Annotated in this window: 16 protein-coding genes; 14 read left to right on the forward strand and 2 right to left on the reverse strand. The window is 45.4% G+C overall.

Annotation, left to right across the window (positions count from 1 at the left end; translation table 11 throughout):
* Positions 1-180 precede the first annotated feature (180 nt).
* Positions 181-1,566: an aspartate aminotransferase family protein gene (locus tag Q8J82_RS00675; RefSeq protein WP_305327576.1), complete on the reverse strand. Its 1,386-nt coding sequence runs from the start codon at positions 1,564-1,566 to the stop codon at positions 181-183.
* 190 nt (positions 1,567-1,756) lie between these two features.
* On the opposite strand from Q8J82_RS00675, the gene speB reads away from it, so the two are divergent.
* Together speB and Q8J82_RS00685 are read left to right on the forward strand one after the other, a co-directional pair.
* On the forward strand, positions 1,757-2,701 hold the full coding sequence (speB, locus tag Q8J82_RS00680) for an agmatinase (RefSeq protein WP_304890320.1): 945 nt from the start codon (positions 1,757-1,759) through the stop codon (positions 2,699-2,701).
* A gap of 25 nt (positions 2,702-2,726) precedes the next feature.
* Positions 2,727-4,067, forward strand: coding sequence for an FAD-binding oxidoreductase (locus tag Q8J82_RS00685; protein WP_304890321.1), 1,341 nt, complete (start codon positions 2,727-2,729; stop codon positions 4,065-4,067).
* A gap of 26 nt (positions 4,068-4,093) precedes the next feature.
* On the opposite strand, the gene Q8J82_RS00690 is transcribed toward Q8J82_RS00685, so the two are convergent.
* The gene (locus Q8J82_RS00690; protein WP_305252385.1) at positions 4,094-5,683 is read right to left on the reverse strand and encodes a PLP-dependent aminotransferase family protein; all 1,590 of its coding nucleotides are present in this window, start codon (positions 5,681-5,683) and stop codon (positions 4,094-4,096) included.
* Positions 5,684-5,854: 171 nt separating this feature from the next.
* On the opposite strand from Q8J82_RS00690, the gene Q8J82_RS00695 reads away from it, so the two are divergent.
* From Q8J82_RS00695 to Q8J82_RS00750, 12 genes are all read left to right on the forward strand, one after another.
* A complete protein-coding gene (locus tag Q8J82_RS00695; protein ID WP_304890323.1) occupies positions 5,855-6,628 on the forward strand; it encodes a gamma-glutamyl-gamma-aminobutyrate hydrolase family protein in 774 nt (257 codons plus the stop codon).
* Positions 6,629-6,703: 75 nt separating this feature from the next.
* Positions 6,704-8,071, forward strand: coding sequence for a glutamine synthetase family protein (locus Q8J82_RS00700; protein WP_305327577.1), 1,368 nt, complete (start codon positions 6,704-6,706; stop codon positions 8,069-8,071).
* 54 nt (positions 8,072-8,125) lie between these two features.
* A complete protein-coding gene (locus Q8J82_RS00705) occupies positions 8,126-9,496 on the forward strand; it encodes an aspartate aminotransferase family protein (protein WP_305327578.1) in 1,371 nt (456 codons plus the stop codon).
* Positions 9,497-9,638: 142 nt separating this feature from the next.
* On the forward strand, positions 9,639-10,787 hold the full coding sequence (locus Q8J82_RS00710) for a polyamine ABC transporter substrate-binding protein (RefSeq protein ID WP_305327579.1): 1,149 nt from the start codon (positions 9,639-9,641) through the stop codon (positions 10,785-10,787).
* Between the two features lie 89 nt (positions 10,788-10,876).
* Complete coding sequence (locus tag Q8J82_RS00715; RefSeq protein ID WP_304909147.1) at positions 10,877-11,998, forward strand: ABC transporter ATP-binding protein; 1,122 nt, start codon at positions 10,877-10,879, stop codon at positions 11,996-11,998.
* A gap of 25 nt (positions 11,999-12,023) precedes the next feature.
* Positions 12,024-12,929: an ABC transporter permease gene (locus tag Q8J82_RS00720; protein WP_304909148.1), complete on the forward strand. Its 906-nt coding sequence runs from the start codon at positions 12,024-12,026 to the stop codon at positions 12,927-12,929.
* On the forward strand, positions 12,926-13,771 hold the full coding sequence (locus Q8J82_RS00725) for an ABC transporter permease (protein WP_304909149.1): 846 nt from the start codon (positions 12,926-12,928) through the stop codon (positions 13,769-13,771). Before Q8J82_RS00720 ends, Q8J82_RS00725 begins: the two co-directional genes overlap by 4 nt.
* 90 nt (positions 13,772-13,861) lie before the next feature.
* Complete coding sequence (locus tag Q8J82_RS00730) at positions 13,862-15,322, forward strand: NAD-dependent succinate-semialdehyde dehydrogenase (protein ID WP_304909150.1); 1,461 nt, start codon at positions 13,862-13,864, stop codon at positions 15,320-15,322.
* Between the two features lies 1 nt (position 15,323).
* The gene (locus Q8J82_RS00735; protein ID WP_305326457.1) at positions 15,324-16,817 is read left to right on the forward strand and encodes an aldehyde dehydrogenase; all 1,494 of its coding nucleotides are present in this window, start codon (positions 15,324-15,326) and stop codon (positions 16,815-16,817) included.
* A gap of 66 nt (positions 16,818-16,883) precedes the next feature.
* Positions 16,884-18,170: a 4-aminobutyrate--2-oxoglutarate transaminase gene (gabT, locus tag Q8J82_RS00740; RefSeq protein WP_305327580.1), complete on the forward strand. Its 1,287-nt coding sequence runs from the start codon at positions 16,884-16,886 to the stop codon at positions 18,168-18,170.
* Positions 18,171-18,305: 135 nt separating this feature from the next.
* Complete coding sequence (locus Q8J82_RS00745) at positions 18,306-20,045, forward strand: ShlB/FhaC/HecB family hemolysin secretion/activation protein (protein ID WP_305327581.1); 1,740 nt, start codon at positions 18,306-18,308, stop codon at positions 20,043-20,045.
* Positions 20,046-20,111: 66 nt separating this feature from the next.
* Positions 20,112-25,772, forward strand: coding sequence for a filamentous hemagglutinin N-terminal domain-containing protein (locus Q8J82_RS00750; protein WP_305327582.1), 5,661 nt, complete (start codon positions 20,112-20,114; stop codon positions 25,770-25,772).
* The last annotated feature ends 23 nt before the right edge of the window (positions 25,773-25,795 follow it).

Raw genomic sequence — 25,795 nt, forward strand, 5'->3', positions numbered from 1 at the left:
CCTTTGCAAAAGTATTTATTGCGGCAAATTACTGCGTTGCGCGGTACTCGCAACCTCGCTGTACACCGCGTACTATCTCGGTTTCTGTGTTCCGTGCGCCTTGTACTTTATCCACACTAAACACTTTTGCAAAGGTCTCTAAAAGTCTTGTTTAAAAGTCTTGGTTTTTATTTCGTGCTTTTATGCCGTTAGTGCATCTAGACAATCATTAAATACTCGTATTAAAAGGTTTAAGTCCGCATTGTTTGTAGCAGGGCACACCAGCATCATATTATGAAACGGCGTGAGCAGTACGCCGCGGTTTAGCAAGTAAAGATGAATTGCACTTTCCAGCGTTTCGTTTTGTGCATCGCGTGCTTCTTGTGCGTTTTTTGGTGTTTCTGCGCAAAATTGCAGTTCCAGGCGCGCACCAAGGCGGGTGATATTCCACAGTAGTTTATGCGAATTGATTGATGCAGTAAGCAGCCGCTCAAGGTCTTCAGCCATTGTCAGCATGTGCGTGTAAGCTTCTGCTGTTGCTACTTCTGTTAAGGTGGCATGAATGGCTGCCAGTGTCATCATGTTGCCTGATAAGGTTGTGCCAATGCCAGAGTGACCTGATGGTGCGCTATCTTTAGCGATTTTCATGCGAGCCGCCATTTCTGTACTGAATCCGTACGCTGAGGCGGGTAGGCCACCTGCAATCGGTTTGCCTATGACCAAAAAGTCTGGTGTGACATGATTGGCTTTTGCCCAACCGCCTCGCCCAGTGGATATTGTATGAGTTTCATCTAATACCAGCAGGCTGTCGTATTTTTTCGTGAGTTCACGCAAGCTTTTAATAAAGCCGTCTTTAGGTAATACCATACCGCAATTAGTAAGTGCGGGTTCTGTCAGCACGCAGGCAATATTGCCTTTGGCTAATTCGCGTTCAACGGCTTCACTATCGTTAAATGGCACAGCCACAGTATGCAGGCCTAGATCGTAAACCTGGCCAAGTAAGCTGGCACGGTTGGCGGTTTTGCCTTCAATTGCGTCTGCCATGGTGTCATCACTTATAACCATGTCTACCATGGTGTCATCAATAGTCCCGTGGTAACAGCCATCAAACACCAGCAATTTTTGACGCCCGGTTACAGCCCGTGCCCAGCGCAACACAAACCTGTTTGCATCGGTAGCTGTGGTAGCAAGTTGCCAATAGGGCAGGCCAAAATGCTCTGCCAAAGCTTCGCCAACATTAGGTGCTAGCGTGGAAGGTAGCATGGTGGTATAGCCACTGTTAGCTTGAGCGGCTATCGCTTTGGCTACTGGTAGCGGGCTGTGTCCGAACATCGCACCCGTATCGCCCAGGCAAAAATCCGTATAATCAATGTCATCCGCACAGCTGAAGTGCGCGCCCTGCGCTTGCTGCACAAAGAGTGGAACAGGTGTGCCCCAATCATTCATCCAATGCATTGGTACACCATACAAAAAGTGTTGATTAGCCTTGGCTGAAAATGCAATTGAACGTGGGTGTAGCTTTAGATAATTTGTGCGTTCATAAGCAAGTATCTCTATAGCATTTTTGACTATATTGGCATTTAACATTTTATTTTATCGACCGTGATAGTTTGCAATGTGGCCCCAATAAAATTTGATAATTGGCTCTATTTGTTAAACCAAAAATTTAGTTTAACATTGAACAAATTGTGCGTACAAGCAATTTGTTAAGCACTTAAATTGAAGATTCGATTTATGTGAAATTAGTATAAATAGGAAATTTTGGAGTAACGCAATCATGAAGCATGCTTTTCCTTATGCCGTCACAGGCGGTTTTTTAGGGTTACCTATTACACCAGCTGAAATTGTTGATAAAAGCGCTATAAGCACTTTTGCAGTGGCTGGAATTGCATGGGATGGCTGTGTAACGAATCGTCCGGGTGCGCGCTTTGGGCCGAATGCTATTCGCCAAGCCAGTCATATGTTATGTGGTGATGATCACCCATTATTTGATGTGTCACCGGTAAAACACACGGTAGATTTAGGCAACTTAATGTTACCAAATACCAGTTTAGAAGCCATGCGTGCCGCGCTTGCTCCTCAGGCCAGCCGGCTTATAACGCAACATACAATGGTATGGCTGGGAGGCGACCATTCCATCACTTTGCCATTATTGCGTGCCTATCATGCGCATTATCAACAGCCGTTGGCTTGTATTCATTTTGATGCACATTGTGATACATGGGAAAGCCATTTTGGTGAGCCTTCCGGGCATGGTACCTGGGTGTATGAAGCGATTACTGAAGGTTTAGTGGATCCTAAAACTTTTATACAAATTGGCATTCGTTCATCTGGGGAACGTGCAGCGCGAGAATTTGTGAATGACCAGGGCGGACGTATTTTCACCGCGCGGGAACTGCGCGGCAAAGATGGGGCGGGTTTGCAAAGCGTTATTGATGAAGTACGCCAACGCATGATGGAAGCAGGCAATCCGCCACTGTATTTAACTTTTGATATTGATGCGTTTGACCCAGCGTTTGCCCCTGGTACAGGTACACCAGAAGTCGGTGGATTAACAACAGCGCAAGCGATGACTTTGCTGGAAGCTTGGCACGATTTGAATTGGGTGGGTATGGACTGCGTGGAAGTTTCGCCGCCCTATGATCATGCAGAGCTAACCTCAAATGCAGCTGCAACGCTAATATGGACATGGCTTTGCGGGCAGATAGCGGCTAAAAAATAATGATGATTTTAAAATAGAGAAAACCATGTCTGCAGCTACAGAATTAAAACTTACGCAAAACTCATATTACGCTGCAAGTGCTAACGAACAGCCCACTTATTCCAAACTGGAATCGAATATTGAGGCCGATGTATGTGTCGTTGGCGGTGGCTTTGCTGGACTTTCAGCAGCAATTGAGTTGGTAGATCGCGGCTATTCTGTGGTGGTGTTAGAGGCTAAGCATATTGGCTGGGGGGCGAGCGGACGTAATGGTGGGCAAATCATCGCTGGCCTAGCGTGTGAGCAAGATGTGATTGAAAAAGCCATAGGGTTTGATGCGGCAAAAAAAGTATGGGGTATGTCTATAGAAGCCTTGGATTTAGTGCGCGAGCGAGTAAAGCGCTTTAATATCGATTGTGATTTAACGGATGGATTTCTTGGTGTTTCAGTCAATGCAAAAAAAGGTGCTTATTTACGGCAATGGTATGACAGAATGGCAAAGCACTATCAGTATGATGCTGATGCGCAATGGATAGAACCAAAAGACATTCGTCATTGGATAGACAGCCCGCGCTACTACAACGGCTATTTTGATAAACGTTCCGGGCATTTGCATCCCTTAAATTACTGTTTAGGTTTGGCAAAAGGTGCAAGCCGCATCGGTGTGAGCATTTATCAAAAATCGCCAGTCATTGCAATGCAACATGGCAATAGTAGCGATAATGAGTCTGCATATTTGCAAACGGGAACTGGCAGTGTGAAAGCTAAATTTGTCGTGCTTGCGGGTAATATGTATTTGCCTGAAGTTTCGCCTAAACTTGCGCCAGCATTGGCTAAACGTATCATGCCAGTCGGCACTTATATTATCGCTACTGAACCGATTGCGCCCAGTTTGGCAGAAAAGCTGATTCCCACTAATGCTGCGGTTTGCGATACCAATTTTATACTTGATTACTTTAGATTTTCGGCAAACACAACATTGTATGGCCCGCGCATGATTTATGGTGGTCGTGTAAGCTATAGTGCCTTGACACCACCTAATCTTACCGCGAACATGCAAGCTCGTATGGCAGAGACTTTTCCGCAACTAAAAAATACCAAGGTTGAATATACTTGGGGTGGTTTTGTTGATATTACCATGAATCGTGCGCCAGATTTTGGGCGACTTGCGCCAAATATTTACTATCTACAAGGTTTTTCAGGTCATGGCGTGGCACTAACCGGCTTGGCGGGCAAGCTGGTGGCAGAGGCCATTGCAGGGCAGGCTGAACGTTTGGATTTGCTGTCACAAATCAAGCACCATGATTTTCCTGGTGGAAAATTATTGCGTACACCAGCATTAGTGCTGGGCATGCTGTGGTATCAATTACGCGATAAGTTAGGTTGATTTTTTCTAGTTTGATGTATTCAAAGTTAATTTCTTAATGCCTCCTGAATAACTTCAGCCAATTTGCCTCCGTATTGGGTAATATGCTCTGTTGCTGCATAGGCATAACCAATAATCAGACCTTTCTCGCATTTTTCACCCATGCAGTAATGTGAAAGTGGATATACCCGCAGCCCATGTTCAGATGCCATTTCAGTGACACGAACGTCATCGCATGCTTGGTCAAATTCCACCACTAAATGTAAGCCGGAGTCTACTGTTGAAAGGCGTGCACCTACATTCGCTATTGAGGCAAGTGCTGCTTGTAACAAGCGTCTCCGCTCGCCATAAATTTGGCGCAACCTTCTGATATGGCTTGCGAAATGACCTTCTTCAATAAAATCTGCTAGTGCTGCCTGAATAACTACTTGCCCAGGCCGTTGTAGTTCGTACAATCCATGCTTGAAACTTTCTATTAAATTAGGCGGTACGACCAAATATCCCAACCTAATACCCGGGTACATGACTTTTGAAAATGTGCCTAAATAAAGCACGCGACCATTTTGATCCATACCTTGTAATGATGAGATTGGGCGGCCTTCAAACCTAAACTCGCTGTCGTAATCATCTTCAATAATCCACGCACCAACATTTTGGGCGTAATCCAGTAATAAGCGTCTGCGACCATAACTCATGACCATGCCCTTGGGGTATTGGTGTGAAGGTGTGGTGTAAATCAAGCGCGGAGTTGTTCGGTAGTCTATTGTTGTAGGCGCCAACCCTTCTTTGTCTACATCTACAGGGTGCAGTTGCAGACCATTAACCTCCAGCACGCGCCGTGCCGCCCAATAACCAGGGTTTTCCACCCAAGCGCAATCGCCATGGTCAGTCAATAAACGCGCACATAAATCAATTGATTGTTGGGTTCCGGAAGTAATCAGCACCTGGTCAAAAGTGAGGTTGACTGCGCGCGATACCCGCAAATAATCAGCAATGGCTTTGCGTAAAGGTAAATAGCCGCCATCGTGGCTGGAGTCGAGTAATGCCGGGTTTGGTGTACGCCACTGTCGATTAAGTAATCGCCGCCATAGCGCATATGGAAATCCTGCATAATCATCTTCACCCGGTGTAAATGGCTGTACTTCGTTATGAATTCTGCTATTAACTCTGTCTGAATTATTTTGCTTTGCTGATTGATTTTGTCTGCTGGTTGATGCACACGCAGCTAACCCGCGTTTAGAAAGTTGTAGTGAGTCTTCAGATTTTATGCGGGTGTTTGATACGTTTGAATCAAGCAACACTTTATCAGTGATGTTGTCAGAGGTATTGCTGCCGGCAATGTCCTTTGAAAAGTTATCATGTTGATTATAGGTAACATAGGTACCGCTACCAGTTTGAGATGCGACATAGCCTTCATCAAGCAGTTGTTCAAAAGCTGCCAAAACAGTGTTACGTGATACGGTCAAGTCTTCAGCTAATCGTCGAGTAGATGGAAGTCGTGCCCCTGCGGGCAATACCCGGCTTGTAATAGCGCGCCGAATAACTTCGTAAATGCGCCTGTGGTTGGGCATGCGAGCGGGAAAGTTACTTTGGTTAAGTTGCGTTAATAACCATTCAGATAGCACAAGCTGTTTCATGGAGTAGAATATTCCTGACTTACATAGCAGCCGAGTTGCTGGATATGTTAACTTAAAGTGGTTCTATCTAAATAATCTAAATGGTTCTTGTAGCATTACCAATTTTAGGAATAGTATACTCACCAATGAGGCAATGCAATGATTTGTAATCCTTATAAAACTTAATGTGAAATGATGACAACAAAACGTAAACCAGTGGTTTTGATTCCTGCAGATGTTAAGCAGCTTGGCGAGCATCCTTTTCATGTAGCTGGTCATAAATACATTATGGCTGTGGCGGAGGCCGCTGGCGCGCTGCCTTTAGTTGTTCCTGCCATTAGCGATTTGTTGGATATTGACGTCTTATTAGCCATGGCAGATGGTATTTTGCTCACAGGTGCTGTTTCAAATGTGCATCCTTCACATTTCGGTCAAACTGTACATAACCCTTCATTACCGCTAGACCCGGCGCGCGATGCGCTTACTTTAAAACTTGTGCAAGCGGCGATTAATGCTGAAGTGCCGCTTTTGGCTATTTGCCGGGGGTTTCAGGAAATCAACGTTGCTTTTGGTGGTAGCCTGCATCAGGCAGTGCATGAAGTATCTGGTTTAAATGATCATAGAGAAGCTAAAGAATCTACTCTCGATATTCAATATGGCGAATCACACCTAATAGATCTAGTGGCTAGCGGTCAGCTTGCTCAAATAGTAGGCGCCAAGCAAATGATGGTGAATTCGATACATGGACAAGGCATTGATAAACTCGGTGCAGGTCTGGTAGCAGAAGCGTTTGCTTCTGATGGTTTAGTTGAGGCCTTGCGTGTTGAACATGCAAAGGCTTTTACCCTAGGTGTGCAATGGCATCCTGAGTGGAAGGTCATGGAAAACCCTCAGTATTTGGCGATTTTTAAAGCGTTTGGCGATGCTTGCAGATTAAGAATGAGAAGGCACGAGCCACCAGATTAGCAATTGTGCGATACATAAAAACTCAAAAAAAATACATCAATAAGTTGTTAATAAAAGCAAGCCAGGAGAATAAAAGTGACAGAAAAAGTAAATATGAACCATGTGGATATGGATAAGTGGCTGACTGAAAACAACATCACCGAGATTGAATGTTTAGTGCCAGATTTAACTGGTGTGGCGCGAGGCAAAATTTTACCGCGAGAAAAGTTTTCAACAGACCGGGCAATGCGTTTGCCGGAAGCCGTGTTTGGTATGACTGTGACTGGCGAGTCGCCCGAGGGGCATGAAGGGTATGACCGGGTATTTGGTTTTACCGATAAAGACATGGTGCTCATTCCGGACCCGACAACATTACGAGTGGTGCCTTGGGCGGTAGACCCTACAGCACAGGTCATTATGGATTGTGTAGACCATCAAGGTAAACCTGTTGATTTTGCACCGAGAAATGTATTGCGCCGCGTGACTAGTTTGTACAAAGATTTGGGCTGGACGCCTATCGTTGCGCCTGAGCTGGAATTTTACTTACTGGAACGTAATACTGATCCGGATATTGCTTTAAGCCCGCCTGTCGGACGTAGCGGGCGCAAAGAAACGAGTCGTCAACTTTACAGTATTGATGCGGTGAACGAGTTTGATCCGCTCTTTGAAGATATCTATGATTACTGCGATTTAATGGGATTAGAGCTGGATACGCTGATTCATGAGTTTGGCGCAGGGCAAATGGAAATTAACTTTTTGCACGATGAGCCGATGTTGTTAGCGGATAAAACTTTTTTCTTCAAACGTACCTTGCGAGAGGTGGCGATGCGCCATGGCATGTATGCCACGTTTATGGCAAAACCGATGCAGAACGAGCCGGGCTCTGCCATGCATATTCATCAAAGTGTGGTGGATGCTCAGGGACAAAATATTTTCAGTAAGCCGGATGGTTCAGCTTCGCCAATCTTTTTTCATTACATTGCGGGTTTGCAAAAATACCTGCCAGCCGCCATGGCATTGCTCGCGCCTTATGTGAATTCATACCGCCGTATTGTGAGAAATGGTGCTGCACCTATCAATATTGAATGGGGTTATGACAACCGCACTGTGGGGATTCGCGTGCCTATATCTGAACCTAGTGCCCGTCGTGTTGAAAATCGCGTGGTCGGCGCAGACGCAAACCCATACCTTGCTATGGCTGTCACATTAGCTTGCGGTTATTTAGGAATTGTTGAGAAATTAAAACCAACAGATGTGACCACAGGCAGTGCATACGCTTCTGATTACCAGCTGCCGCGCGGCTTGTCAGAAGCTTTGCGTGAATTAGAGAATGCAAAAGCTTTACATCAGGTTTTAGGCAAAGATTTTATTGACGTGTATTTGGCAGTAAAAGATGCAGAACATGATGAATTTATGCGCGTAATCAGCCCCTGGGAACGTGAACACTTGCTAATGCATGTATAAAAAATCACGTAAACAAATAAAGCCAATTAAAAAATATAGAGAAATGAGAACGCCATGGCTATCAACACAAGTGATATTCAAGCAATAGATTCAGCCCACTATATGCATCCTTTTACAGACCACAAAGGGTTGGCCGAGAAGGGTGCGCGCATTATTACCAAATCTGATGGCATTTATATTTGGGATTCTAAAGGTGAAAAAATTCTGGATGCGATGTCCGGTTTATGGTGTGTGAACGTGGGCTATGGACGCAAAGAACTAGTGGATGCTGCAGCTAAGCAGATGCAAGAGCTGCCATATTACAATAGTTTTTTTCAAACCACCAATGTGCCGGCGGTGAAGCTTGCAGAAAAAATCATAAAGCTGGCGGGTGATAATTATTCACATGTTTTTTTTAGCAGTTCAGGTTCTGAATCTAACGATACCAATATCCGTATGGTGCGACATTACTGGACAACGCTGGGTCAGCCTGAGCGTACGGTAATTATTAGCCGTAATAATGCCTACCATGGCTCTACCTTGGTTGGCTCTTCTTTGGGCGGCATGGGTGGTATGCATGCGCAGGGCGGTATGATTTCAGGCATTGAGCATATAGAGCAGCCTTACCATTATGGCCTTGCGCCAAATAAAGATAGAGATGCGTTTGGTATAGAGGCGGCAGGCTGGTTGGAGAAAAAAATTCTCGAAGTGGGCGCAGATAAGGTTGCAGCCTTTATTGGTGAGCCAGTACAAGGTGCAGGCGGCGTGATTATTCCACCAAAAACCTATTGGCCGGAAATTCAACGCATATGCGATAAATATGGAATTTTGCTGATATGCGATGAAGTAATTTGCGGTTTTGGCCGCTTGGGCAAGTGGTTCGGCTCACAATTATTTGGATGCAAACCAGATTTAATGACTTTTGCTAAAGGTGTGACTTCTGGCTACATTCCATTAGGCGGCGTTGTTATTGGTAAACGTGTTGCTAAAGTGCTGATTGAGCAGGGCGGTGAGTTTAATCATGGTTACACCTACTCTGGGCATCCAACCGCCTGCGCTGTGGCATTGGCGAATATAGAAATTATCGAGCGCGAAGGCTTGGTGGATAAAGTTCACAATGAAACAGGCCCGTATTTAGCTCAAAAATATGCCGAGCTAGCCAAGCATCCATTGGTAGGAGGTGCGGAAACCTGTGGTTTAGTGGCTGGCTTTGTGTTGATGAAAGATAAAGCGAATCATGTGCATTTTGACGAAGATTTAGGTGTAGGCATGATTTGCCGTGGTCATTGCTTTGCTAACGGACTCATCATGCGGGCGGTGGGTGACCGCATGATTATTGCACCGCCGTTGGTAATTACTAAAGCGCAAATTGATGAAATGATACGCTTGATACAGCTATGTTTGGACGCGACATTGGCAGACTTAAAAAAGCAAGGCATTGTGTAATTAATGGTGGTTGTTGTTGAATACATATTGTAAGATTACTTTCAATAAATTTGATCTATACAATGAGTTTTATGGCTCAAAAGATGATTCAGATTTGTAAAAAGCTTTCTCAATCACTCACAAGTTTAAGGGGTTAATGAATATGAATTTATCATATAGTAAATACTTTCTAAGTATGGCGATTATCGGTATTGGGCTTGCTACCGTTTCATGTGGAAAATCAGATAAGGATAATGCGGGCACAAGCGCAAAAGTAGCGGAAGAAAAAATACTCAATATTTACAACTGGTCTGATTACATTGCACCTGACACGATTGCCAATTTTGAAAAAGAAACAGGTATTAAAGTGCGTTACGACGTCTTTGATAGTAATGAGATTTTACATGCAAAACTTATTGCGAAAAATACAGGCTATGACATTGTAGTGCCTGGCTCTAACTGGGCTAAGCTGCAAATTGATGGTGGTTTGTACCAAAAGCTGGATAAGTCCAAACTCCCTAACTGGAAAAATCTTGATCCAGGTATTTTGAAACAAATGGCTGAACTGGATCCAGGTAATACTTATTTGGTGGATTGGATGTGGAGCTACAACACAGTTGGCATCAATGTAGATAAAGTCAAAGCTGCTCTTGGAGATACTCCTATGCCGGAAAACGCTTGGGATTTAGTCTTTAACCCTGCTTATACAAGTAAATTAAAATCATGTGGTATTACATTTTTAGATACTCCAGCGGATGTATTTCAAGCGGCATTGCATTATTTAGGTCGCCCAGTTTATACGGGGTCATCAGAAGATTACGACGCGGCATTCAACTTGCTCATGAAGGTTCGCCCGGATATTAAAAAATTCAATTCAGGCGGTCAGATAGATGATTTAGCCAGCGGTAATGTCTGTGTTGCTTATGGCTGGGCAGGGGATTTTAACTTAGCTCGTAAACGTTCAATTGAGAACAAGTCAGAGCAGAATATTGAAGCGCTAATTCCAAAAACAGGGGGCTTGATGTTTATGGATACCATGGCGATTCCTGCAGATGCTAAACACCCTGATAACGCACATCAATTTATTAACTATGTGATGCGACCTGAGGTGGCTGCTTCAATCACTAATGAAGTGACCTATGCCAACCCTAATAAAGCCGCTACAGAGTTTGTAGACCCTGAAATTAGAAATAACAAGTCTATTTACTTATCAGCAGAAGATATTGCTAAATTGGTTCCACCTGGGATTGAAGACAATAAAACACGCCGTAACATGACGCGTTTATATACCAAGTTCAAATCAGGGGTTTAATCAATTGAAACTTTGTAGCACATGCCTGAATATAGACATGTGCTACAGGATTGGTTTTGCAGTAAGCAACTTTTTTGTAGGGGATTTTGATGGCGACAGCACCTAAAGATAACAATAAGCCAGCGCAAGAAATATTGTTGCGTGTTGAAGGTCTCACCAAAATTTACGACGGTACGGTGAAAGCTGTAGATGATGTTTCACTTACCGTAACCAAAGGTGAGATTTTTGCGTTATTGGGCGGTTCTGGCTGTGGAAAATCTACGCTGTTGCGCATGTTGGCTGGCTTTGAAACGCCCACTAAAGGTAAGATTTTTCTGGCAGGGCAGGATATTACCGATTTACCCCCGTACCAGCGCCCAATCAATATGATGTTTCAATCTTATGCTTTATTTCCACATTTGAGTGTGTGGGAGAATATTGCATTCGGTTTAAAACGTGATGGAATGCCTAAAGATCAAATAGCTGAACGTGTAGAAAAAATGCTGAACCTGGTGCAGTTGGCTAAATATGCCCAACGAAAACCACATCAACTTTCAGGTGGGCAACAGCAGCGTGTGGCGTTAGCGCGCAGTTTGGCAAAACGTCCGCAGTTGCTTTTACTAGATGAGCCGCTGGGTGCGCTGGATAAAAAGCTACGCGAAACCACACAGCTAGAACTCGTCAACATTATTGAGGATGTTGGCGTCACTTGTGTATTAGTGACGCATGATCAAGAAGAGGCAATGACGATGGCATCGCGGATTGCCGTGATGAGTGAAGGCTATTTCTTGCAAGTGGGCGAGCCAGATGCAGTGTATGAAATGCCAAATAGCCGTCAAGTGGCTGATTTTATTGGCAATGTTAATATATTTGATGGTGTAATTGAAGAGGATGAAGCTGACCATGTGACGGTACGCTGTCCTGAATGCGTACATTATGTAGGGCATGGCGTGAGCGGTCATTCAGGGATGGCTGTAGGTGTAGCGCTACGCCCTGAAAAAATCATACTTTCTAAAGATAAGCCAAAAGGTGAATATAACTGGTGTGCAGGCGAAGTGATTGAAATTGTATATTTTGGCGCACACACTACTTATCACCTTAAACTTGATAGCGGCAAGGTGATTAAAGCACAAGAGCTTAACAATACACGTGACCTGAGCTGTGGTTTAACGTGGGGTGACCGCGCTTACGCACAATGGAATGACTTGGCGATGGTCGTGTTGACGCATTAATGCTTAATCCAAAAAGGATCACACCGTGGCTAAAAAACAAAATTTATTAAGCAGATTTTTAGATGGTCGACATGTTGTGATTGGCGTGCCGTATTTTTGGTTTCTTATGCTGGCAGCCATTCCGCTACTGATTGTACTTAAAATCAGTTTGTCTGAAATGGAAGGTACGCAAGTTTCCAGCATGATAGACTGGCGTGAAGGTTGGCCTAAGCTTACGCTTAATTTTTCCAGTTATCAGTTTCTTCTTACTGATTCTTTGTATATCAAAACGTATTTATCTTCTATTAAATACGCCCTGATTACGACCTTATTATGTTTATTAATTGGTTATCCATTTGCCTACTATATGGCGCGCTCGCCTAAGCATTTGCAACCGATGTTGCTCATGCTCATTATGTTGCCATTCTGGACTTCATTTTTACTGCGTATTTATGCTTGGAAAACCTTGTTAGTCAGTAACGGCGTTATTAATAATACGCTGATGAGCTTAGGCATTATTGATTCGCCACTACCAATGATGAATAACTCATTTTCATTGTTAATTGGTATGGTGTACTCCTATTTACCTTTTATGATATTGCCCTTGTATGCCAATTTGTCGAAGCTGGACATTCGGTATTTAGAAGCTGCCGCAGACCTTGGCACTAGTCCATTTAAAGCCTTTTGGTTAATCACCGTGCCGCTTTCAAAAGCAGGCATTATTGCAGGTTCTATGCTGGTGTTCATTCCGGCGGTCGGTGAGTATGTGATACCGGAATTATTAGGCGGCTCAAGCACGCTGATGATAGGCCGCGTGTTGTGGGATGAGTTCTTTAGTAACAATGATTGGCCGATGGCCTCTGCGGTGGCTGTGGTGATGATATTGCTTATACTGTTGCCCATGGCCATTTACAATAAATCGCAAGCCGAGCAGTTGGAGGGCAAATCATGAGCCAGGCATCCAACAAAGTATTTGCCAAAAGCTGGATGATCGCCGTCTATGTTTTTTTATATTTGCCGATTATTACGCTGGTGGTGTTTTCGTTCAATGATTCAAAACTTGTGACAGTTTGGTCGCACGCGAGTTTTCGCTGGTATGAAGCTCTGGTAAAAGACTCTGCATTGATCGCGGCGGTGTGGTTATCCTTAAAAATCGCTTTTTTATCGGCATTAATGTCGGTGTTTTTTGGCACATTCACTGCGTTTGCACTCAATCGCTACAAGCGTTTTAAAGGTCGTACGCTATTGTCTTCAATGTCCAGCATGCCGCTGGTGATGCCTGATGTGATTGTGGGTTTATCATTGTTGTTAATGCTCATTTCAGTGCAGCATTGGTTAGGTTTTCCGCAGCGTGGTTTGTTCACTATTTTGCTAGGTCATGCTTTGCTGGGTACAGCGTATGCGGCTGTGGTGGTGACATCCCGTTTGCGTGAAATGGATAGCAAATTAGATGAAGCAGCGATGGACTTAGGATGCAAGCCTTGGCAAGTGTTTGCTTTGGTCACATTTCCGCTGTTGGCGCCAGCGTTGGTGTCAGCATTTTTACTCACATTTACCCTGTCATTTGATGATGTGGTGTTGTCATCCTTCTTGTCAGGGCCAGGGTATTCAACGATGCCGATGGTGATTTTCTCCCGTGCTAGATTAGGCTTGAATCCTACGATTAATGCGGTGGCAACGGTAACTATTGTTGTGGTAACGCTGGCTGTCATTGCTTTTAGTTTTTATACCTCGCACCAAACGCGAAAACGTAAACGTGAAGAAGCGCAGGCTTACAGCGATGGTAATAAGTAAGTATTTGTAGGAACGACGACCCGTCGCGAATAGTGGCATAGCTTCGCGACGGGTCGTCGCTCCTACCTAAAATCAATTGAAGCAAACACTATGACCTTACAACTCAAACACACAGCACTACTTAAAAACAATCAAACCCTACTCGCTGGCGAATGGTTAGGTGCAGATTCAGGTGAATCTTTTAATGTGATTAACCCTGCAAATAATCAGGTTATAGCATGCGTACCGCGTATGGGCAGAGCTGAAACAGAGCGTGCGATTGTTGCAAGTCAGGCCGCACAAAAGCAATGGAAAACGCTCACGGCTAAAGCCCGGGCGGCGATACTCAGACGCTGGTTTGATTTAATAGTGCTGCATACGGAAGACTTGGCACAAATTTTAACTGCAGAACAAGGGAAGCCGCTCGCCGAAGCGCGTGGTGAAGTTGCCTACGGGGCAAGCTTTGTAGAATGGTTCTCAGAAGAAGCCAAGCGTGTATACGGCGAAACGATACCCGCGCCCATGACAGATCGCCGATTATTAGTGCTTAAACAACCCATAGGCGTCACGGCAGCAATCACTCCCTGGAACTTCCCGATTGCCATGATTACCCGAAAAGCAGCACCTGCGCTGGCAGCCGGTTGTACGATGATTATTAAACCTGCTGAACAAACGCCCCTGTGCGCCATTGCATTAGCTGTATTGGCTGAGGAGGCGGGCGTGCCAGCGGGAGTGTTGCAAGTGGTCACTGGCGATGCGCGTCAAATTGGGGCGGCGATGTGTGAAAGTCCTGTTGTTACCAAACTTTCTTTTACTGGTTCTACTGAAGTGGGTCGGATTTTAATGCGTCAATGTGCAGATACTATAAAAAAACTCTCACTTGAACTGGGTGGCAATGCGCCATTTATAGTGTTTGATGATGCAGATTTAGATGCCGCGGTTGAAGGTGCCATGATAAGCAAGTATAGAAACGCCGGGCAAACTTGTGTGTGTTCTAATCGGCTGTTTGTGCAAGACGGGGTGTTTGACGAATTTGCCAAAAAGCTTGCAATCAAAGTGAGCCAACTTAAAGTAGGGGCTGGCACTGACGATGGTGTGACGCAAGGGCCGCTGATAGATGATGCCGCTATAGCAAAAGTAGAAAGTCATGTGGCAGATGCAATTGCTAAAGGTGCAACGCTCATGCAAGGTGGCAAGCGCCATGCGCTGGGAGGTACTTTTTTTGAGCCCACAGTACTGGCTGGCGTGAGTGCTGATGCTTTGATTTTTAGTGAAGAAACTTTTGGGCCGGTAGCGCCACTGTTTCGTTTTAATACTGATGATGAAGTCATAGAGCTGGCTAATAGAACTGAATTCGGCTTGGCCTCATACTTTTTTAGTCGTGATATTGGCAGAATCTGGCGTGTGGCAGAAGCGCTGGAATATGGCATGGTGGGCGTAAATACGGGCATGATTTCGAACGAAGTCGCGCCTTTTGGCGGAGTGAAACAGTCTGGTTTGGGGCGCGAAGGTTCGCACCACGGCATAGATGAGTATCTTGAACTGAAATACGTTTGTATGGCAGGACTTTAATATGACAGAGATTAAGATTGATTGGCATCAAAGAGCTAAAGACCTAAGAATCGATGGGCGTGCCTTTATCAATGGTGAACGGGTTGATGCGCTGGATGGCGGAACATTTGAGTGTTTTTCACCGATAGATGGGCGTAAATTGGCTGACGTGGCCAGTAGTAAAGCAGCCGACGTTGACCGTGCGGTTGTCGCGGCACGCACTGCTTTTAAAGATAGGCGCTGGGCAGGCCTGTCGCCACGCGAGCGTAAGCAAACCATGATTCGTTTTGCGGATTTAGTGTTGGCACATAAGGCGGAGTTAGCCTTATTGGAAACGCTGGATATGGGTAAGCCTATCTCGGCCAGTTTGAGTGTGGATGTAGCCTCCGCATCGAATAGCCTGCGCTGGTTTGGTGAAGCAATTGATAAAGTGTATGACGAAATTGCACCGACCGCAGATCATACTTTGGCGATGATTACGCGTGAGCCGATAGGTGTGGTAGGCGCAATCGTACCGTGGAACTATCCAATTTTAATGGCCTGCTGGAAGATTGCGCCTGCTTTAGCTACCGGAAACAGTATCGTACTAAAACCGTCTGAAAAGTCGCCACTCACAGCATTGAGACTGGGTGATCTAGCTATAGAAGCGGGCATCCCTGCCGGCGTGTTGAATGTAGTGCCTGGTTTTGGCCCCGATGCGGGATCGCCGCTGGCGATGCACATGGATGTGGACTGTATTGCTTTTACCGGCTCTACAAGTGTAGGCAAAAAAATTCAAATCATGGCTGGGCAAAGCAACCTTAAGCGCGCGTGGTGCGAGCTAGGAGGCAAATCGCCCAATATTGTATTTGCGGATTGTAAAGACCTGGATAAAGCTGCGGCGGCATCGGCCGGCTCTATTTTTTACAATCAGGGTGAGAGCTGCAACGCGCCTTCGCGCTTGCTGGTTGAGCGCTCAATTAAAGAAGAGTTCGTTCAAAAATTATTGACGCATTTACCTGAATATCAGCCAGGTGACCCATTGGATGCCAATACCACCATGGGTGCAATCGTTGATTGTGGGCAAATGGAGAATGTACTGAAATACATTGCAAGCGGTAAATCTCAAGGTGCTCAATTACGCTCTGGCGGTGAAAGGGTGCTCACTGAAACAGGTGGGTTTTATATCAGCCCCACCGTATTTGATGATGTGACAAACGACATGACGATTGCGAGTGAAGAGATTTTTGGCCCTGTACTTTCTATCATTGCATTTGATACGGAAGAAGAAGCAATTCGAATTGCCAATGACACGCCATACGGCCTTGCAGCTGCGGTCTGGACGCAGGACTTGACGCGTGCGCATATGGTGTCACGCGCATTGCGTGCAGGTACTGTACATGTGAATAGCTATGACGAAGATGACATTACAGTGCCTTTTGGCGGCTATAAGCAAAGCGGTAACGGGCGCGATAAATCGTTGCATGCCTTAGAAAAATATACGGAATTGAAAACCACTTGGATTAAATTAGTTTAGATTAAATTAGTTTAAAGCATGCAGGAGCGACGAGGTCGTCGCTCCTGCATAAAAAGGGAAAGCAGTATGAATACCAATACATCACTCAGCAATCAAGACTTACATAACAGACGTTTAGCTGCCACTCCGCGAGGTATCGGTGTGATGGCTAATTTCTTTATTGACCGCGCACTAAACTCAGAAGTGTGGGATGTAGAAGGTAAACGTTATATTGATTTTGCAGGTGGCATTGCCGTGCTTAATACTGGGCACAGACATCCTAAAATGGTTGCCGCGATTGAGGCGCAGCTTCAACGCTTTACCCACACTTGTTATCAGGTATTGCCTTATGAGAGTTACGTTACTTTGGCTGAACGGATTAACGCGCTCACACCAGGCAATCATGCAAAGAAAACCTGTTTTTTTTCTAGCGGAGCAGAAGCGGTGGAGAACGCCATTAAAATTGCAAGGGCGTCTACCAATCGTCCAGGTATTATCGCTTTTTCCGGGGCTTTTCACGGTCGTACTATGATGGGCTGTGCGCTTACGGGCAAGGTATCGCCTTACAAAATTGGCTTTGGACCTTTCCCAGCTGAAATTTATCATTTGCCATTTCCGATTGATTTACATGGTGTCAGTGTTGAGGATTCTATCAATGCGCTGCATATGTTATTTAAGGCTGATATTGATCCAAAACGTGTAGCAGCAATTATCATTGAACCTGTACAAGGTGAGGGAGGTTTTTATGCCGCCCCACCAGCTTTAATGCAGGCATTGCGTAAAGAATGTGATGAGCATGGCATGTTGCTGATTTATGACGAGGTGCAAACTGGCTTTGGCCGCACTGGTAAACTCTTCGCGGCTGAACATTATGATGTGATGCCCGACATGATTACCATGGCTAAAAGCTTGGCAGGCGGAACAACTTTATCTGCGGTTTGCGGTAAGGCTGAAGTGATGGACGGACCAGCACCAGGCGGTTTAGGCGGTACTTATGCGGGCAATCCGCTGGCAATAGCAGCAGCCCATGCGGTGATTGATATTATCGAAGAAGAGAAACTGGTTGAGCGTGCAAATTATTTGGGTGACAAACTCACCAAAAGATTAAAGGCAGCGCAGGCGAAAACACCAAGCTTAAAAGAAGTACGCGGCTTAGGCTCTATGATAGCGGCCGAATTTTTTGACCCAGCTACAAATGAGCCTTCAATGGATGTCGTAAAGAGAGTGCAGCAAGCTGCGTTGGACGAGGGTTTAATTTTGCTCACTTGCGGTGTATATGGCAATGCAATACGGTTCTTGTATCCACTCACCATTCAGGATGCCCTGTTTGACGAAGCGCTGGATATTATTGACCGCGCGCTGGCTAAAGCCTAATCAATAGATTGTTAATGGGCGGGGTTTCGATAGTTTTAAAACGCAAAATTAGTCATGCACTTTAAATAAGTGAACCCGTGAATTATTGCTACAGATTTAATAGAAATTTTCGGTAATCGTTTAAAATAAACGGCTATGATAATCCCATTAAAAAAACCTGATTTATTACGTATTATTGTTAGTATTATTGCTGCGATATGCGCTAGTTTTTTCATCGTTACATTGGCTACTGCCGCCCCTGCGTTGCCAGATTCTGCCAATATCCCGCGTATAGAAACTCAACCCAAGCTACCTGTTATCACAAGCCCTGCTATTGAAACAAAAGAGGATTTGAAATATCCGGCGGCATTGCCAGAAACATCAGGTATTAAAGTCAATATCAATAGCATTAAATTTTCTGGCAATAAAAATGTGAGTGATGACCAGCTTTTACTTCTGCTAAAAACGTATTTAGGCCAATCCCTGGGCATTAAAGAGTTAAACCAGATGACCGCTTTGGTGACAAATTATTATCGTCGGCAGGGTTTTATACTGGCACAAGCCTATTTGCCTGAGCAGGACATCAATCAAAATGCTTTAGAAATAGCTGTGGTTGAGGGTTATTTAGGGGAGTTGAGAATAAAAGGTGTTGAAAGCCTCGATGAAGTCTTTTTGAAAAAGATGGCTTCGCATGATTTGGCTAGCAACGATGCTGTTAAAGAGTCCAACTTGGTTAGAAATATTATGTTGATTAATTCTCTGCCTGGATTAAATGCGACTTCTCAGCTTAATCCAGGGCAGGAAGTAGGCTACAGCGATGTTGACATTGAAGTGCAGACTTTACCTCGTATGACTGGATTTATTTCAGCGAATACCTACGGCAATCGTTTCACTGGCAGAGAAGTAGTCAACGCAGGTTTGTTTTTAAATAATCTGGCTGGCAGGGGTGATAGGCTGAATTTAAACTTAAAAACCTCTAATGGTGGTGGCCAGCGTGGTGTTCAAATCGGCTATGTCTTACCCGTGCACCAGACAGGTACTATTTTGAATTTAAGTACAGGCTATCTTGACTATCACTTGGGAGGTCAGTTTTCCAGTCTTGGTGCGAAAGGCGAAAGTTATTATGTGAGTGCTTTGCTGGATCAGCCTTTATTGAGATCCAGGCAGGGAAACATTACTTCAAGATTGGGAACTTCTTATAAAGACATTACTGATGATGTTTCGGCATTTTCGTTAAAAGATCATCGAGGTATCAGTGCGGTTGAATTGGGGTTATTCGGTGATTGGCGAGATATTAGTTTAAACGGATTTAATCAGCTAGGGCTTAATATTAAATTGGCAGATGTAAATTTTAAGAATAATCTAGCCGAGTCCCTGGATTCTACAGGTGCAAAAACTGCAGGCGGTTTTATTAAATACAATTTACTGGCATCTCGCTTACAGCCTTTATCTGAGGAGTACACGCTTAGATTAAGTAGTGACTTTCAAGGCGCGAATAAAAACCTGGATAGTTCAGAAAAATTAGCCATAGGTGGCATTAATCGATGGCGCGAATTCGGCGAGTACCCTATATCATCGGACCGAGGTTTGATTGTAGGTGCAGAGCTACGCAGGATGATGTTACCAATATCTGGGTTGGCAAGGTTTTTGCCTGTATTGCAGCGTGTAGAAGTGAGTCCGTATGGTTTTTATGATTATGGCAAGGGTGTAATCAATCATAATGCGTTAAGTAGCGATAATCATGTTAAGTCATCTCATTACGGGGTTGGCATTGATGCGCTATTAACAAAAAAATGGATGCTGAATTTTGCGGTATCACATCAGAAAAGTCAGGTTGATGGCGTAGCTTCTGAAAATGAGACAAGAGCATGGGGGCAGATTCAAGCGGAATTTTAGAAAAATAATAAAAACCTTGGATAAAACGGTAGATTAACCAAAGATTAACCAATTACGAAAAAGATCATGCAGACTAAAAAGCCATTGAATAAGCAATTTAATCTATCGCAACATGCCTGCATGAGAATCATGCTAACTTGCCTTATCAGCGGCGCATTTAGCCACGCGCATGCACTGCCGCTAGGTGAGCAGGTTCAGGCAGGTAATGTTGGTTTTGTGCGCGATGGACAATCTCTCAATATCAATCAAACAAGTCAGCAGGCTATCGTCAATTGGCAATCGTTCGGCATTGCTGCCAGCGAAGCTGTTCGGCTTATACAGCCTAATCAGGGGTCAGCACTTTTTAGGGTGACAGGTTCCGACCCATCTCAAATCTTTGGTAGTTTAAGCGCTACAGGCAGTCTTTTTTTGGTGAATCCGAATGGTGTGTTATTTGCACCTGGCGCGCAGGTGAACGTAGGTAGTCTGGTGGCAACCACCATGCAAATAAATGATCAGGACTTTTTGGCAAAACGATACCGGTTTTCAGGTGATTCTGAAGCGTCTGTCGTTAACAAAGGTGTGATTAAAACCTCAGATGGCGGTTATATCGTATTACTTGGCGAGCAAGTTGAAAATAGCGGTTCGCTTATTGCCAATCAAGGCAGTGTAGTATTGGGCTCAGCACAATCAGCCCTGTTAGATTTTTATGGTGATGGTTTGGTGCAGGTTAAATTAAGTGGTGATGCTCTTGCTGCGGCAGTGAGTCATACTGGCAATATCATGGCTGATGGCGGCTCAGTGCAACTCGCAACACAAGCCCGAACAGCTGCACTTAATGTGGATGGTGTGGTGCAAGCCAATAGTTTAGTCAGTCGTAACGGGTTCATTCGTTTAGAAGGCGGTACAGGGTCAAAAGTCAAAGTTACAGGCAGGTTGGAAGCGCGAGGCGATGACCGTGCTGGCCGAGGCGGCGAAATTGCAGTGACTGGAGAACAGCTAGCACTGCTTGATACAGCGGTTATTGATGTATCTGGGCAAGCGGGGGGTGGCACGGTACTTATTGGCGGAGATTACCAAGGTAAAAATACCGCATTACATAATGCCAGAACTACTTACGTTGGAAGCGGCGTGGCAATTAACGCTAACGCTATCAATGAAGGCAATGGTGGCAAGGTTGTAGTATGGTCGGATGACACCACGCGTTACTATGGCAACATCAGTGCTCTAGGCGGCGCGGTCTCGGGTAATGGCGGATTTGTAGAGGTTTCGGGTAAACAAAACCTGGACTTTAACGGCGGTATTAAAGTGGCTGCAGCTAATGGCATTGGCGGTTTTATTTTACTAGACCCCCAGGATATTTTGCTTAACACAAGCACTCAACCTTCACCTTCTAATAACGCGAATGGAACGCCGGATATCGCCTTTGCTGATGCGCCTGTTGCAGGCACCACTACCGTTCAGATTGCTGATGTGACTGGATACTCCGAATTGTTTTTGCAAGCCACACGTGACATCACGGTGGCTAATGCTATTACGATGGGCGCCAATAACAGTATTCGTCTAGAAGCAAATAACAATATTACTTTAAATGTTGGCGCTACTATGACAGTGTCAGGAACAGGCTCGATTAACCTCAAAGCAGATGCTGATAATAGTGGTGTCGGCGCATTAACGCTTAATGCTGGTCTGGTGTCCAGGCAGGGTGGCATCATGCTTTCAGGTGCCAGCATCACTGGTGCTGCTGCAGGCGCTATCACTACAACGGGGGCGGCAAATTTAAATGGTGGCAATGTCTCAATAAGTTCAACTGGCGGTGTCAGCCTGCTTGGGGCTGTCACTGCAAATGGTGGCGCAGGCGTGGCGGCGACGGCCGGAGGTAATGCAGGAAATGTGACAGTTACAGCCGCAGGAACAGTTACAACTGCCGCTATAAATGCTACCGGCGGAACTGCCGGCGCAGGTAATGTTGCTGGCGGTAATGCTGGCACTATCAATATTTCGACCAATGTGGCTGACATTACTACAGGCGCTTTGACTGCCCGCACGGGCGTAGCGTCAGGTACTGGTGCAGGCGGCCAAGCTGGCAGTATTTCAGTCACCAATACTGCAACAGCCGGCAATGTTACTTTGGGTTCACTTACCACTTCTGGCAATGCAAATGGCAGTGGTGGCAATATCAATGTTGTTACGACAGGTTTACTTACACTTAACGGAGCTATTGCGAGTACGGGTGGGGCTAACGTAGCGGCAACTACGCAGGCTGGTAAGAGAGCGGGCACTATTACATTAACTGGCAATGGCGGGATTTCTACACTTGCCGCAGCCACCATCAATGCCAATGGCGGGGCTGGATTAGGGGTTAATCAGGCTGGTGGCAACGCTGGCGCTGTAATACTAAATTCTTCCGGCACAATAGTGGCAAGAGCGATTAACTCTCAAACTGGTGCCGCAACAGGCACGGGAGCGGGAGGCGCTATAGGAGGTATTGCGGTCACCGGGGCGGCGGTTACCACTGGTAATCTCACCACTACTGGTACTACCAACGCCCATGGTGGCAATGTTTCACTTTCTTCACTCGGCAATACAACCATTGCAGGCACCATCAATACTTCCGGCGGAGCGGCTGGTACAGGCGTTACTGCCGCTGGACGTAATGCAGGCAATGTTACGATTACAGGTGTTAATCGTTCTGTGACTGGTGCAATTACATCGAGTGGTGCGGCAGGTCTGGGTGCCAATCAGGCGGGCGGTAATGCTGGGCTAGTGTCAATTACAGGAGCAGGTACACTTAGTACGGCAGCGGTCACTTCACGTACGGGTAACGCAACAGGTGCAGGGGCGGGCGGTGTGGCTGGCGGTGTTACATTGAGCGGTAGCAGTGTATCTTCAACTGCCATAAACACTGCGGGCGGTACGGCTGGCAATGGAGGTAACGTGAATGTGACCACCACTGGTCTTGGTGCTTCCAGTATTACTTCTGTCAACGCGAATAATCTTGGTGCAGTGAGCTTGAATGTTGCAGATACGTTAACGGTATCAGGCATCATTGCCGGCACGAATTCAACCGTGACTAAGTCTGGCAGTGGTACGCTGCTGTTAAGTGGGGCGAATACTTACACGGGCTTAACTACCATCAATGCGGGTACTTTGAGATACGGTGCTAACAATGCGATTTCAACTGGTGCGGTAACAGTGAATGATGGCGGCACTTATGATCTTGCGGGCTTTTCAGATACGATAGGCGCACTAACTGTAAATAGCGGCATTACTGGCGGCACAGTTAGCACTGGCACGGGTACACTTACGCTGGGCGGCAACGTTACCACAACAGGTGGCGCTAATAATGCTTTAATCAGTGGTAATTTAGCTTTGGGTACGGCCGCACGCACCTTTACCAGCACTAACGCGACAGATGGCTTAACCGTAGCTGCGGTAGTCAGCGGTGCGGTAGGGCTTAATAAAGCAGGTAATGGTACGCTTACTTTGTCTGGTGCAAATACCTATACAGGGGCAACACTCATCAATGCAGGTACGCTTTCTGCGGCACATGCTAATGCGCTTGGTGCTGTTGGCACAGGCACTACAGTGGCCAATGGGGCGGCTTTGAATGTGAATAACATATCGTTAGCGGCCGAGCCAATTAGTATCAATGGCGCAGGTGTGGGCGGTATAGGCGCGCTCACAGCCACTGGCGCAGCAATTGTGACTGGCAATGTAACAACAGCAGGCAATAGCTTAATAGGCGCAACATCTGCATCATCCTCTTTAACACTAAATGGCATTGTTACCGCAACAAACAATCTTGGCATTGTCGGTGCTGGTGATGTTATTGCAGCGAATGCAGCCAATAATTTTTCAACCGTCAACATTAACGGCGCTAACAATGTAAGTCTGCGCGATGTCAATGCGATTGTTTTAGGTAATGGTGCATCTAACTTAACAGGCAATTTGACTGTGCAGGCTGGCGGTAATGTTACCGTTGCTAATAATATATCTACTTCTGCAGGTGATATTACTTTAGCGGGGACCAACTTCATTAATAATGCAGGCGCATCGGCGCTAACAGCAGGCGGTCGTTGGTTAGTCTATGCAAATTCACACACAGGAAATACCTTTGGCAGTTTAAGCAGTGGTAATCAGGCGATATGGGGCACAACGTATCCAGCAGCAGTTTCGCAAACGGGTAATCGTTATGTATTTGCCAATAGCCCTAGTTTAACGGTTACTTCTAATAATCAAAGTAAAACTTACGGTCAAAACGGCGCGCCAGTAGTGGCTAACTCATTTACTGCAACTGGTTTTGTTAATGCTGCTACATTTGGCAACGTGTTTTCACAAGACATGCAAGCTAACACGGTAACGGGTTCTGCCGTATCAGCTGGATCAGCAATTACTGCCAACGTAGGTAGTTATTTGATTGATGTAACGCCAGTGACGGCAACAACAGGATATTCACTCAGTAAAATTAACTCAGGTAACTTGGCTGTAAACCAAGCGGTCATTAGCCTTAGTGGTACACGTACTTACAATGGCACCACAGTTTTTGATGCAAGCGATTTCGGTACTTTTTTAACGGGCATAAATGGCGAAACATTAAATGTAGCCGGGTTAGGCTCAGTTACCAATGCGAACGCAGGCGCAGCACAAATGCTTACGCCTAGTTCAATTGTACTGGCTGATGGCACTGGAGTAGCCTCTAACTACACAATGACAGGCGGTACACATACCGGCACCATCAATCAAGCTAACCTAAGTTTGAGTGCTGTCACCGACAGCCGCACCTATAACGCACTTACCAGTTCAGGTGGCTTGGTCAATATTGCTGGTCTGCAAGGCACAGATACCATTACCGGCTTGTCACAGAGTTTTGACAGTAAGAATGCAGGCGCACGTACACTAACCGTCGATACAGGCTTTACTGTGAATGATGGCAATAGTGGCTTGAATTATAATACTGTTCTGAATACAGCCGCTGGCAGTATCACACAACGAGCAATCACCGTGACCTCAAGCCCTGATAGCAAAACATACGATGGCAACATCAGCTCTGCAGTCACCCCCAGTATTACTGCCGGCTCAATTATGGCGGAAGATTCAGGTGTGTTTAGTCAGATCTATGATAATGAAAATACAGGCGTTGGTAAGTCGCTTACTTCAATTGGAAGTATCGCAGATGGCAATGGCGGCAATAACTATGCAGTGACTTTTATTGCAAACAATACGGGTGTAATTAATCCGCGAGCTCTTACTGTTACGGCGGATGCTGGACAGAACAAAATAATTGGCACCACTGACCCGTTACCTTTTTCTTTCACCGTTGGCGGGCTTGGTTTGGTAGGCGGCGACACGCTGTTTGGTGCGCTTAACCGCGTTGCAGGTGAGGGTGTTGGTCACTACGCCATCAACCAAGGCAGCCTAGATGCGGGTAGTAATTATTTACTCAGCTATATTGGCAATAACTTTACTATTATTGCAGCTTCATTGGACAACACAGGAAATAACAGTAATCCACGCGCCTCTGCAGGCTTGGTTGATTGGAATCCAATGCTGGGCAACTACACAAATCGGCAGCTATTTGTTTTAAATTTAGGATTTACGGCCGCAGGTAATGAGGCTAACGGTCATCAGGCCGACTTGCCAAATTGCGAAGCAAATCCGGATTCACTCGCTAAAGATAAGGATTATATTTTAATGTTAAATTATGGTTTAAAATTACCACAAGGGCTGAGCGCCAATTGTATTTAACCAGCATTATTTAATTAACCTTT

It is taken from the genome of Methylotenera sp. (assembly GCF_030684185.1).
Lineage (GTDB): Bacteria > Pseudomonadota > Gammaproteobacteria > Burkholderiales > Methylophilaceae > Methylotenera.